The sequence below is a fragment of the Hydrogenivirga caldilitoris genome (assembly GCF_003664005.1).
GTDB classification, from domain to species: Bacteria; Aquificota; Aquificia; order Aquificales; family Aquificaceae; genus Hydrogenivirga; species Hydrogenivirga caldilitoris.
Genome location: NZ_RCCJ01000001.1, coordinates 678,408 through 690,503 on the forward strand (window position 1 = coordinate 678,408; position 12,096 = coordinate 690,503).

At 44.2% G+C, this 12,096-nt stretch carries 14 protein-coding genes; 8 read left to right on the forward strand and 6 right to left on the reverse strand.

What is annotated here, in order from left to right:
* Positions 1-21: 21 nt before the first annotated feature.
* Complete coding sequence (locus BCF55_RS03675) at positions 22-321, forward strand: CopG family ribbon-helix-helix protein (RefSeq protein ID WP_121010148.1); 300 nt, start codon at positions 22-24, stop codon at positions 319-321.
* Positions 322-435: 114 nt separating this feature from the next.
* Here the strand turns inward: BCF55_RS03675 and BCF55_RS03680 are convergent, their stop codons facing one another.
* The 4 genes from BCF55_RS03680 to BCF55_RS03695 all read right to left on the reverse strand — a co-directional run bounded on the left by BCF55_RS03680 (position 436) and on the right by BCF55_RS03695 (position 3,944).
* A complete protein-coding gene (locus BCF55_RS03680) occupies positions 436-972 on the reverse strand; it encodes a class I SAM-dependent methyltransferase (protein WP_121013138.1) in 537 nt (178 codons plus the stop codon).
* Complete coding sequence (locus tag BCF55_RS03685; protein WP_121010151.1) at positions 965-2,008, reverse strand: succinate--CoA ligase subunit alpha; 1,044 nt, start codon at positions 2,006-2,008, stop codon at positions 965-967. Before BCF55_RS03685 ends, BCF55_RS03680 begins: the two co-directional genes overlap by 8 nt.
* A gap of 66 nt (positions 2,009-2,074) precedes the next feature.
* A complete protein-coding gene (locus tag BCF55_RS03690; RefSeq protein WP_121010154.1) occupies positions 2,075-2,857 on the reverse strand; it encodes a YihY/virulence factor BrkB family protein in 783 nt (260 codons plus the stop codon).
* Positions 2,844-3,944: a KamA family radical SAM protein gene (locus tag BCF55_RS03695; RefSeq protein WP_121010157.1), complete on the reverse strand. Its 1,101-nt coding sequence runs from the start codon at positions 3,942-3,944 to the stop codon at positions 2,844-2,846. The genes BCF55_RS03690 and BCF55_RS03695 overlap by 14 nt, the downstream gene beginning before the upstream one ends.
* Positions 3,945-4,152: 208 nt before the next feature.
* Between BCF55_RS03695 and BCF55_RS03700 the strand changes: the two genes are divergently transcribed.
* The 4 genes from BCF55_RS03700 (at position 4,153) to dnaA (ending at position 7,562) form a co-directional block, all read left to right on the forward strand.
* The gene (locus BCF55_RS03700) at positions 4,153-4,548 is read left to right on the forward strand and encodes a Sec-independent protein translocase subunit TatA/TatB (RefSeq protein WP_121010160.1); all 396 of its coding nucleotides are present in this window, start codon (positions 4,153-4,155) and stop codon (positions 4,546-4,548) included.
* Positions 4,472-5,242, forward strand: coding sequence for a twin-arginine translocase subunit TatC (gene tatC, locus BCF55_RS03705; RefSeq protein WP_484496816.1), 771 nt, complete (start codon positions 4,472-4,474; stop codon positions 5,240-5,242). Before BCF55_RS03700 ends, tatC begins: the two co-directional genes overlap by 77 nt.
* Complete coding sequence (locus BCF55_RS03710) at positions 5,242-6,252, forward strand: aldo/keto reductase (protein ID WP_121010166.1); 1,011 nt, start codon at positions 5,242-5,244, stop codon at positions 6,250-6,252. Before tatC ends, BCF55_RS03710 begins: the two co-directional genes overlap by 1 nt.
* Positions 6,253-6,338: 86 nt before the next feature.
* Positions 6,339-7,562 (forward strand): chromosomal replication initiator protein DnaA, encoded by a 1,224-nt coding sequence (dnaA, locus tag BCF55_RS03715; RefSeq protein WP_121010170.1) that lies wholly within the window; start codon positions 6,339-6,341, stop codon positions 7,560-7,562.
* Here dnaA and fbp read toward each other — a convergent pair.
* Positions 7,559-8,704, reverse strand: coding sequence for a fructose-1,6-bisphosphate aldolase/phosphatase (gene fbp / locus BCF55_RS03720; RefSeq protein ID WP_121010173.1), 1,146 nt, complete (start codon positions 8,702-8,704; stop codon positions 7,559-7,561). The two genes, dnaA and fbp, sit on opposite strands and share 4 nt — an antisense overlap.
* A 75-nt stretch (positions 8,705-8,779) precedes the next feature.
* Here fbp and gltX point away from each other — a divergent pair, with 75 nt between their 5' ends.
* A complete protein-coding gene (gene gltX / locus BCF55_RS03725) occupies positions 8,780-10,195 on the forward strand; it encodes a glutamate--tRNA ligase (RefSeq protein WP_121010176.1) in 1,416 nt (471 codons plus the stop codon).
* On the opposite strand, the gene BCF55_RS03730 is transcribed toward gltX, so the two are convergent.
* On the reverse strand, positions 10,192-10,878 hold the full coding sequence (locus BCF55_RS03730) for a Crp/Fnr family transcriptional regulator (RefSeq protein WP_121010179.1): 687 nt from the start codon (positions 10,876-10,878) through the stop codon (positions 10,192-10,194). The genes gltX and BCF55_RS03730 overlap by 4 nt on opposite strands.
* A gap of 32 nt (positions 10,879-10,910) precedes the next feature.
* Between BCF55_RS03730 and moaD the strand changes: the two genes are divergently transcribed.
* Entirely contained in the window at positions 10,911-11,147 is a 237-nt protein-coding gene (gene moaD, locus BCF55_RS03735) for a molybdopterin converting factor subunit 1 (protein ID WP_121010182.1), read from the forward strand.
* On the forward strand, positions 11,147-12,091 hold the full coding sequence (locus BCF55_RS03740; protein ID WP_121010185.1) for a glycosyltransferase family 9 protein: 945 nt from the start codon (positions 11,147-11,149) through the stop codon (positions 12,089-12,091). The genes moaD and BCF55_RS03740 overlap by 1 nt, the downstream gene beginning before the upstream one ends.
* Positions 12,092-12,096 lie beyond the last annotated feature (5 nt).

Genomic DNA, 12,096 nt, shown 5'->3' on the forward strand with positions numbered 1-12,096 from the left:
AATGTGGTAAAATTAATTGGTATGAAGGGAGTTATATCCTTTAGGTTGGAACCTTCTCTTCTTGAGGAGTTGGACAGGGTGTCTAAGGAGGAGGGAAAGACCAGAACAGGAATAATAAAGGAGGCTATACGATACTATCTCCAACACATTCATCGTAAGAATAATTCGGAAGGTTTTGTTCCCTTTTTAGAGTACAGGAAAGTAAACGAAGAGTTAAAGGAAACCCTGAGAAGGGTGAGTGAGCTTGAAGCCCGGATAGCGGAGTTGTCTAAAGAAAATGAACTTCTTAAAAGGGATAAAAAAAGGAGATGGTTCTTTTAACTAAATTTACCCTTTAAGTTACTTTCGTCAGTTTCAGAGCTTACCCTTCTACATTTTACGGATTTTCCAGATGGGATGAACTTCCCTGCCGGAATCTCTTTCCTTAGAAGAGGTTTATGGTTTCTTTGCTACAAGGGTAGTTATATTTGAAACTTCGCAGTAGTAAACCAGCAGAAAATCCCTAAAGACTCTTTCCAGTTCACCTTTTTTTAGAAGGTACCGGGGATTGAAATCAGGTCTCACCGATGTATGCTCCTCATTGTAGGTTTCAAAAATTAACAGGCCGTTCTGTTTAAGAGACCTCTTTATCTTTGAAAAAATGTTCCTGTTTAAGAAATAGAAATTTATTATCAGGTCATACTTTGATACGCCGTAGGAAAATTTCTCTGCATCAACACTTTTGAAATTAACCTTAACCCCTTCCCTCCTTGCCCTTTGACGGGCTTTCCTTATCGCAATGTCTGATATATCAAAGGCATCCACCTTAAACCCCTTTTTCGCCAGAAATATGGAAGTCTCTCCTGTTCCGCAAGCTATATCAAGGGCTTTACCTGGCGAAGCAAGATTATAAAAACGCGTGAGTGTGACATGGAGGGCGGATTCCCTACCCTCTAGATACCTCTTATTCCACTTTATCCTGTCCTCAATCACCTTTAAATTCACAAGTTTCCCTGTCTATGGTTGAGTAAAGAGGCTTTACTCTGCCTTCAGGTGTGGAGTCTTCAAAGTCTCTGCTGACTCCAAGCTCTTCTATACAGTTAACAAGGTCATGGTAGAACTCAGCTACCTTCACAAGCCCTGTTTCTTTACCGACCTCGTTAAAGAGCTTTATCTTATCGGTAGCCTTACCCTTACCCCTTTCAACTATGGCTCCTGCGTGACCAAAGGAAACACCCTCAAGGCTTTCCTGGAACCTTCCTGCAACAAAGGCTGCCACGGGTATATTCCATTTACCTTCCTTATAGAGTTTAAGTATTGTTTCGGCAGCTTGTTCTTCGTAGGTGCCTCCGACCTCACCCTGTATTATCACGCCCTTAACGTTTGGATCGTCCTTTATCTCTTCAAGAACATCTGCGAAGGTCGTACAGGATATTATGTCCCCTCCAAGGGCGAGAGCCATATAAACGCCCCAACCCCTTCTCATAAACATCTCTGCCGTGGTTGTGGTTAAACCACCAGATTTGGATAAAATTACTAGACCCCCATCCCTGTAAGCTATTGATGGATTTTTCCCCCCTATGGCACCTATCCTGGCAGGTATCCTTGGTACTATGCAGCCTAGAGACGTAGGACCGACTATAGTCACACCTCTTTCCTTAGCGTAATGGTAAAAGTAGACTGTATCCCTTATGGGGACATGTTCCGTGATTATGTATATAACGCTTATACCTGCATCAACGAGCTCAATAACAGCGTCCTTTACAGAGGCTGGAGGTACATATATCAGTCCCGTGTTCACATCTCTTCCTTCCGGTGAGTTAAGAGCTTCCTTTACCGTGTTGAAAACCGGCACGCCAGCTACTTCCTGACCACCTTTTCCGGGTGTAACACCAACCTTGATAGTTCCAGGGTAAAGGGCTTCTGTTTCAGAAACTACCTGTGAAGCTTCCCTTCCCGTTATACCTATGACTATTACCCTTGTTCTGTCGTTAAGATACTTAGTACCAACACTCCAATTCCTCTCCATTCCTTTCCTCCTGAAAGTTAAAACAATATTTTACCAGATGAGAAACCTGTTTTATCCTTTCCAGGTTCAGGGCTCTCTCCTCAGCCTATAGATAAGACGAGCTCCGTAAAGTAGGGTCAAAAATATGAGGTTTATCCACAGAAGGGATATTATTATCGTGGTAAGGGAACCGTAGAGTAAGCTACCTTTAAACACATTGGCTATATACCAGGTAAAGCCTAACTGACTGGCAAACATCAGGAAGGAAACGTAAGCAGATATCGCTAAAAGTTTGAGGATACTAAAAGAGCCCCTGATAAAGCTCCGGTACAGAGCGAATAGGGTTAACGTTCCGGGAAGAACATAGGAAAGGTCAATAATAACTGAGTAATTCTTAGGAACTACCAGTTTTAGGTATATGCTAAGGAAGAAGGAGGAAGATATTATTAGAACCAGGCCCAGAAGGAATGCGGGCATGAATACCCAGTAGAATAACTCCCTTCTTTCAGTAAGTTCCCCTTCAGACACGAAGGAGAAAGCCTTCCCAAGATACCTTATAAATCCAACCGAAAAAAAGTAAGAGAGTCCCAGGGCTATTGCTGAGGTTTCTTTACTCCGCTTTTGAACCTCAAGTATCTCGTGGATTACCTTGTTTGTGTACTGGGGAAATATTTGGTCTATGGTTTCTTCAATTCTGCTCAGCTCAATCAGGGGTAAGAAGCCCAGCAAGTTTATGAGAATGACCGTTAACGGTGCCATAGATAGGAGAAAGTGATAGGTGAGCGCACCCGAGTGGTAAGTATAACTTTCCTTAAAAACATCTATCAAGCTTAACAAAGCGGCCTTGGAGAATCTCCTATATGGGCTCATCTATTGTGTACTCCACACTCTCTCCTGTAAAACTCTCAAACAAGAACTTATCTCCCTTTCTGTCAATTATGTAATTTGGAAGGATAGGCACTTTCCCCTTTCCACCTGGCAAGTCTAAGGCGTAGGTTGGGATACCCATTCCCGAAATCCTCCCCCTTAAATATCTCATTATCTCAATACCCTTATCAAGGGTCGTCCTGAAGTGAACCGCACCTTTTATGGGATCACAATGGAATAGGTACTGGGGTTTTACCTTAATTTTGAGGAGTTTTCGGAAAAGCTCAAGCATGGTTTCAGGATCATCGTTTACTCCTTTAAGGAGAACGGTTTGATTGTTTACAGGTATACCTCTTCTGAGAAGTTTGTCTACAGCCTCTTCTGATAGTTCTGTAACTTCTCTTGGGTGGTTGAAATGGGTGTTTACCCATATAGGGGAATACCTATCCAGTATATCAAGCAGCTCTTCGTCAAAGAATCTCTGGGGTGCCAGCACGGGAAGCCGGGTTCCAAATCTTATTATCTCTATGTGGTCTATACTTCTTAGTCCCCGGAGTATATACTCTATCTTTTCATTACTGAGACTGAGCGGTTCCCCTCCAGATATGAGAACATCTCTTATCTCTTCATGTTCCCTTATGTAACTGAGCATTCTGTCTATTTCGTCCTTTGTTCTTGCCCTCTCTCCCTGAGCAAATATCCTTTTTCTCATGCAATGTCTGCAGTAAACAGCGCAGAAGGAAGTCACCGAGACCAGAACCCTGTCAGGATAACGGTGGGTAAGTCCAGGTATGCTCCCATCCTCTTTTAAGGGGTCTGGTTCTCCTCTGGACTGGATTTCCTCATCAACTTCAGAAATCCTTGGTATAGCCTGTAATCTTATTGGGTCGTTTATATCTTCAGGGTCAATCAAAGAGAGGTAGTAAGGGGTTATTGCCATTGGGTAAACACCCTCTGTTTTTTTAATACCCTCTACTTCTTCCGGAATAAGCTTCAGATACCTCTGTAGCTCATCTAAGGTCTTAATCCTATTCTTTATCTGCCAGTTGTAATCTCTCCAGAGATTTTCAGGTACATGTGAAAACAGCATGGAAATAATTTTATTTCAGTCAGATTTAAAAAAGAGGGGGTGGTATTCCACCGACCCCCGTACTGCCGAAGCTCCCCTCCCGCTTCGTTTATAAAAATAAAACACCGTTTTGGAAAATGATAACTCTTCTCATCTGGGAGATAATGATTTATATCATAAATATAAGGAGCTTTCTCGGAAGCTTACAAACTCTATAATAGATTAAGTTATGGAGATTCAATTAATCATAGTTCTCATGATAGCTTTTATAGTTCTGGGTCCTGAGAGGATGATGGACCTGGCTGTGAAACTGGGGGAGGCTATGAGGAAAGTTAGGGATATGTGGGATGAGGTTAGGATGCAAGCTTACATGGAAGAGATAAACAGAAAGGTTCTTGAGGAAGAGAAGTCGGGTCAACTTGACGAGAGAACGGAGGATGAAACCCTTGATGATTATGGAGAGCTTGATGAACCGTTACCTGATATAGAAGTACAAGATTATAATGAAAGAGCCGTATCCGAAAAAGCCGAGGAGGAATTGAAGGAGAATGAGCGTGGAGAACAACCAGCTCCCGACGATGCCCCTGACAGAGCATCTGAGGGAACTGAGAACAAGACTAATTAGGTCAATAATAGCTTTTCTGATAGCTTCTGGGTTCTCCTTCTACTTTGCAAGACATGTCTTTGAGTTTCTCAAGAACCCTGTGGTGGTTTCCTATCCGGATGTGGAGCTTATTACCCTGTCTCCCACGGAACCCCTCTTCATACTTATAAAAATCTCACTTACCGCTGGACTGATACTTGCCTCTCCGGTGATACTCTTTGAGATATGGAGATTTGTTGAACCAGCACTTTACCCTAAAGAGAAGAAACTTTTCATCCCTCTTCTTTTATCTTCAATACTTCTTTTCTTAATGGGTGGTATGTTCGCTTACTTCTTCGTCCTCCCAATGGCTTTAAAGTTCCTCCTTGGATTAGGATTTTCTCAACTTGCAGCGACACCTTATCTCTCAGTTAACCTGTACGTTAGCTTTGTGCTCAAGATGTTGATAGCTTTCGGTATAGCCTTTGAGATGCCTATATTTCTCTACATGCTCCAAAGGGCTGGGATAATAAGCGAGCAACAACTCAAAAAGTTTAGAAGGTACTTTATAGTTGTCGCTTTCCTTATAGGTGCTCTTATCGCACCCGATGTGGCGACTCAGGTACTCATGGCTATACCCCTTTTAGTCCTTTATGAAGTATCCATACTACTTGGTAAAACCGTAAGAAGAAGGAGTTCTGAAGAGAAATCTATTGCCAAGGTTGAGGAGGAGTAATGATATACAAGGATTTTCAAGGGGAAAAGCTTTCAGAGTTAGGGATAGGTACCTATCTGGGAGAACTTGATGAAGCTACAGACAAGGGATACGAGGAAACCATAAAGCTTGGTGTTGAGAAGGGTATAAATGTGGTAGATACAGCGATAAACTACCGCTATATGAAGAGCGAGAGAGCTATAGGACGGGTTATAAATGAAGTTGGTAGGGAGAGGCTATTTCTTTCTACCAAGGGGGGATACGTTCCCTTTGATGCTGACGCTAAAGAGGATCCAAAGGTTTTCTTTGAAGAAACCTTCCTGAGGGGAGGTCTTATAGACTTGAACGAGATGACTCCACAGGGGCATTACCTGGGGAAGGAGTTCATTAACTGGTGTTTTGAAAAAAGCTTAGAAAACATGAATACGAGCTATGTGGATGTATACTTTATCCATAATCCCGAAGAGCATCTCCTATTTACGGAAAAAGAAAGGTTTTATGAAAAACTTAAAGAGTGCTTTTACCTGCTGGAGAACAAGGTTAAGGAAGGAAAGCTCAAATTTTACGGACTTGCAACTTGGCAAGGTTTTCGTATACCAAAGGGGGCACGCCAGCACCTTGAACTTGCAGAAATTTTAGAACTTGCAGAGGAAGCTGGGGGCAAGGAGCACCATTTCAAATTCATTCAATTACCCTATAACCTGGGTATGCATGAAGCTTACTCTTTGAAAAACCAAACCCTTGATGGAGTGGAAGTGTCTGTCCTTGAGGCTTGCCACAGGTTAGGTATCTATGTTTATACGAGCGCTTCCCTTTACCAGGGGAATGTTATAGGGAGGGTTCCTGAGAAACTTAAGGAGAGGTTTGGGGTTGAAAAGGACGTTCATGTTGCCCTTCAGTTTGTGAGGAGTACACCTGGCGTTGGAACTGCACTTGTTGGTATGAGCAAGCCAGAGCACCTTATAGAGAACCTGGATATAGAGACAAAACCACCTCTGAGTGAAGAAGAATTTTCCTCGCTCTTCAAATGACTTTTACTTTGGCTAATAAGTGTATGATAGATATTCCACTTTAGCCGCTCCAGGGATGCCAGTTAGCTGAAACAATAGTAGAAGCTATGGAGGGAGTTAATATAAAGACGTTTTTAGCCCATCTGGAAAGGATAGACAGGTCTCTCCTGGCTTTGATGAGTAAATTCCGTATGGAAGAGAGGGAGGGGAGAATTTTTCTGTATACAGAGGATAAAACCTTAAAGGAAACAGTGGAGCGCTTCCTTAAAGAGAGATTCGGAGACGGTTTTAAGGACAGGGTGTTGGTCCGCCTTGAAGGTCTGGAAGCAGAGAAAACCCAGGAAAAGAGAGAGACAGAGTCTGAAGGTTTGAATAAAAGATACTCTTTCAGTAACTTCATAGTTGGTGAGGGAAACCGGCTTGCCTATGAGGTTGCCTACGAAGTTGCTCAAAATCCCGGTAAGATTTATAACCCGCTGTTCATATATGGAGGAGTTGGTCTTGGTAAGACCCATCTCCTTCAGGCTATAGGGAATGCATGTGCCGAAAGGGGATACAGGGTGGTCTACAAGTCTGCGAACGATTTTTCCGAGGATATGGTTGAGGCTATAAAGGTTGGTAAGGTTAAGGAGTTCAGAAACACTTACAGAAATATAGACCTGCTGCTTCTTGATGATGTGCAGTTTCTCTCTGGAAAGAACAGGACTCAGATTGAATTTTTTAACATATTCAACCATATGTTTTTAAATGAGAAGCAGATCGTGCTGGCTTCCGACAGACACCCGAAAGAGTTAAAAGATATCTCTGACAGGCTCATAAGCAGATTTGAGGGAGGTGTTGTGGTTGAGGTCTGCATGGACGAGCTTACAAAGCTGGAAATAATAAAGCGAAAGCTGTGTGAGCTCAAGATAGAAGTGCAGGATAGGATAGTTGAGAGTTTAATGAAACACACCTCTGACAACGTCAGGGATATAGAAGGAACCTTGAGAGGTATAAAACTTAAGGGTGTTGAGCACCTGAAGAAAAACGCTGTCAGCTCTAGCAGCCTTGAAAAGATAAAACTCTACACAGCTGTTCATTTCGGTATAAAACCTGAGGAACTCGTAGGCAGCAGCCGTTCCAGGAAGGTTAACAGGGCGAGGCACATCGCCTTTTATCTCTGTAGAAAGCTTACCGATGCCTCCCTTATAGAAATAGCGAGAGCTTTCAACAGGAGCGACCACTCCACGGTGATATACGGAATAAAGAAGATAGAGGAAGAGAGAAGGAAGGACAGGAAGCTTAACTACATAATAAGCTTCCTGGAAAAGCATATAGGTGAAAGGCTTTAATCCATGTCCTCCTTTTCCATCACCTGACCTTTTTCAAGCCTCTGCTCTTCAATGTCATAGAACCTCCCCTCAAGCTTTTTAAGAATCTTCGGTAGGGTTGTGTATTCCATCTCCTCAGCGGGAAGGCGGTGAGGCTCAAATATACCTTGTCTCCTCAGGATATCAGCCATATCCTGAGCCCTTACCCTCGCCTTATCAAAGGCTGGGTCTCTGAACATATCCGTTGGTCCAACCAGTTTCCCTTGAGCAAGCTGGAAACCGGCTGCTATCACCCTTGGCGGTCCGTCAAAACGAGAAGGTCTTGCGTCCTCAAAGGAGACCGGCATAAGAGGTCCGTTGTGAGAACCTCTCATCCACCCTTCAACTATCCAAGGTCTTGCAAAGGGTTCAAGGATCTCTCCCACCGCCGGGAAACCGCTCTGAGCTCTGACTACCATAACAGGGTCATCCTTACCCACGTACTGACCTGCCATTAGGGATAGCTTCTGGGTTGAAGCTGTGGCTGCTATTTCGCCATCGTAGTTTCTGTAAACATTCTTAACCACATACTTGCCAACCGAACCTATCAAAGCGAGCAGGTCGTAAAGTTCTGCAGGAGTACTAAGCTTAACCGCTTTCCCGGAGTAAACGTCCAGCACTTCAAAGGTATATCCGTCGTGCATCTTAGGGTCTATGACGAGACCGGCTGTGTTCATGGGGTCGGCGAACATCTCGTAGAGAGGGAGGTTCCATGCGCTTGGAGAAGTTTTGTCAGCAAAGAAGACTATGAGCGGTTCTGAAGGTCTCTCTTCAAATTCCATCTCTGCAACACCCGGACCGAGACCCTTTATATTTCCACTGAAGGCATCCGTAAGGAGGTCCTGTCCCGCACCGTAGAGCTTTAACTTTTTGGCAACCTCTGTACCTTTTTCAAAGGCGTTCCAGGCTATCCTGTGAACCACCTCGTTGTCCACTCCGTGCGTATGGGTCATAACTATAGCGATATCGTCACCACAGGTAAGTATATTGCAGTCTATAAGATTCCCTTTCTCCTTTTCTTCCTCAATCACCTTCTTGACGGTTTCAACCACCTCTGGGTGGGTGTCCGAATGTCCAACGTAACCACCTATGTCAGCCTTAATTACGCTGAAAGTGAGCTTCATATCGTACCTCCTTTTCTTTACTCCCGGAATTCCCGAGTTTATTATATCCCATCCTTCACATATAATTAAATAGCTATGGTAAGAACTCGTTTTGCCCCAAGCCCCACTGGTTATCTCCACTTAGGTAATGCCAGAACGGCTATATTCAGCTATCTGTTTGCCAGGCACAGCGGTGGGGAATTTATTCTGAGAATTGAGGATACGGATAGAGAGCGTTCCAGGAAAGAGTATGAGGAGATGCTCCTGAAGGACCTTGAATGGCTCGGGATAGAATGGGATGAATTCTACAGACAATCGGATAGGTTTGACATATACAGGGAGTATGTTGATAAGCTTCTTCAGAGCGGGCATGCTTACCCCTGTTTCTGCAGCCCGGAGGAACTGGATAGGGAGAGAGAGGAAGCCCAAAGGAAGGGTGTAGCCTACAGATACTCAGGTAAATGCAAAAGGCTCTCCCCTGAAGAAGTTGAGAGGTTTAAAGAGGAAGCAAAGCCCTTTACGATACGTTTCAGGGTGCCAGAAGGGGAAAATATCTTCTTTGAAGACCTGGTAAAAGGTCCTATAGTTATAAACGCAGATGATTTTGGGGATTTCGTCATAGTCAGGAGCGATGGAAGCCCGACTTACAACTTTGTGGTTGTGGTTGACGATGCTCTCATGGGCATAACCCACGTGGTGAGGGGGGAAGATCACATTCCGAACACGCCAAAGCAGATACTCATATACAAAGCTCTGGGTTTTGAAGTTCCAAAGTTTGCTCACCTTCCCGTTATACTGGGGGAGGATAGAAGCAAGCTCTCCAAGAGGCACGGGGCTGTATCGGTGAAGAATTACAGGGAAGAGGGATACCTGCCGGAAGCACTCTTCAATTATTTATGCCTCCTTGGCTGGTCACCTCCCAACACAGAAAGAGAAATTTTCTCAAAGATAGAGCTAATAGAGCTCTTTGATCTCAGGGATGTTAACTCTGCACCGGCGGTCTTTAATAGGGAAAAGCTGACCTGGATGAACGGTATGTACATAAGGGAGGTTGTGAGTTTAGAGAGGCTCTATGAGTTAGCCCTTCCCTTTCTGCAGGAGGCTGGATACAGTCTTGAGGATGAAGAATACGTGAAAAAGGTTCTGGACAGGACAAGGGATGCATACGATACTCTTGTAGAGATGGTGGACAAGTTAAAACCTTTCTTCGTAGATGAGATTGATATAAGCCCTGAGATGTGGAGTAAGCTTGAGGAGCTTAGAAGTTTTGAGGTTTTGAGCCTTTTTGTTGAAAAGTTAAAGGAGAGAGACCTGGAGAACCCTGAGGATGTTAGGTCCCTTGCTAAGGAACTTCAAAAAGAGCTCGGTGTTAAACCTAAGGAGATATGGCACTCCCTGAGGATAGCTTTGACTGGTCAGCTTGAAGGGGTGGGAATAGACATTCTTCTTTCAACCCTGCCCAAGGAGAGGATAACCCTCAGGATTCAGAAGGTTCTTGAAAAGGTCTCCTAAGGGTCTATCTTCTCCTCCGCATCGGGGGATATCAGCCAGAAGTTCCCCCTATCCTCTATAATCCCTTTAAAAACTAACGCCTTGAGGGCTTTTGTGACAGCTTCTCTTGATGCGCCAACCCTTGCTGCAAGGTCCCTATGGGTCATCTTCCTTAGCCTGTACTTTCCGTTTTCCGTTAAACCCTTCTCCCTTCCGGTTTCAACTAAAAACTTTACAATTCTGCTCTCTACGTTTCTGAAAGCAAGCGCTTCAATCATGTCATCCGCCCTTCTTAGTCTTGTAACCAGAGCCCTTATAACGTTGATAGCTATGTCGGGGTTTTCTCTGATAATCTTTAAAAAGGTTTCCCTGCTTAAAGAAGCCAACCTTGTTGGTTCCTCAGCTATGACCGTGGCAGAGCGTGGAAGCTGGTCTATCATGCTCATCTCCCCTATAAATTCCCCCGGTCCCAGCTCAGCAAGAACTAATTCGTTACCATGCTCATCAAAGAGAGAAGCGCGGACTTTTCCTTCAAGGACAAGATACATATCGCTGCTATTTTCCTTTTCGTAAAAGAGGACCTCGCCCATAGGTAGGTCTATAAACTCAAAGCTCAGCGATATCTTTCTAAGGTCACCTTCAGGTAGACCTTGGAACAGAATACTTTTCTTCAGAAAATCAAGAAGTTTCCCCGTCTCCCCCATCCTTTTAAAGATTTTAGTTTATATTAATTCTCATGCCAAGAGTTATTTACTTTTCTGTACTCAAAGAGAAGCTTGGAATTTCCGAGGAGGAGCTGGATTTTAGAGGGAGTGTGGCAAAGTTGAGGGAAGTTCTGAAGGAGAGGCATCCGGAAGCGGCAGAGATTATTGACAGGGTCAAGTTTGCCGTGAACGAAGAGTATGTTTCGGAAGACTACAGGATAGAAGGTGATGAAAGGATCGCTATAATTCCGCCCGTCAGCGGTGGATAATGAAGAAAGCTCTTATAGTACGTCTATCTTCTCTGGGCGATGTGGTTCTCAGCTCTGTTCTTATAGAGCCTTTGATAAGAGGGGGTTACAAGCCTTTCCTCCTGACATTTAAACCTTATCATACGCTCTTTGAAGATGACTGGAGGGTTTCAACCATACCTACAACCAGAGATGAGATCTTCAGCAAGGAGCTAATAGATACACTGAGGCAACATCACTTTGACCTTTTCATAGACGTTCACAAGAACTTAAGAACTCTGTGGTTACGGAGAAAGCTCGGAGGCAAGTGGCTCTCTTATAAGAAGGATTCCCTGAGACGAAGGCTCGCCGTGAGGTTTTCCCGTTTTCGCAGACCTTACTTTGTGACAGAGAGCTACCTGGAGGCACTCGGAGATATTGGGCGGGGGGCTGTCCCTCTACCTAAAATAATCCTGTCCGATGAAAGGCTTGAAAGACTTCAGGAAGTTTTGCCTTCTGAGGAGTTTATAACTTTCGGCGCAGGTGCAAGATATAAGAAGAAAAGGTATCCATACTTTAAGGAACTGGCTCTCCTCCTTAAAGAGAACAATTTTGAGGTCGTATGGCTCGGCGATGAAAAGGACAGAAAGGAGCTGGGAGAAGTTGAAGGCGTCAACCTGTGCGGAAAGCTCAGCCTCCCGGACGTGCTCGGTGTGATAAAACTCTCCCGTGTGTTCATAGGTAACGATTCTGGTCTTTTACACTGTGCCAGGGCTGTAGGAACTCCCGCTCTGCAGATATACGGTGGAACTCACCCGACCCTCGGTTTCTCCCTTTACCCGGAGGAGGGCAGAGTCATAATTAAAAACCTTGAATGCCAGCCCTGTGACCTTCACGGAAGGGGAGAGTGTAAATTTGGAGATTACAGGTGCCTTGATATAGAACCGGGCTACGTTTTCAAAGAAGCTCTCATGCTTATAAGGTGATAACT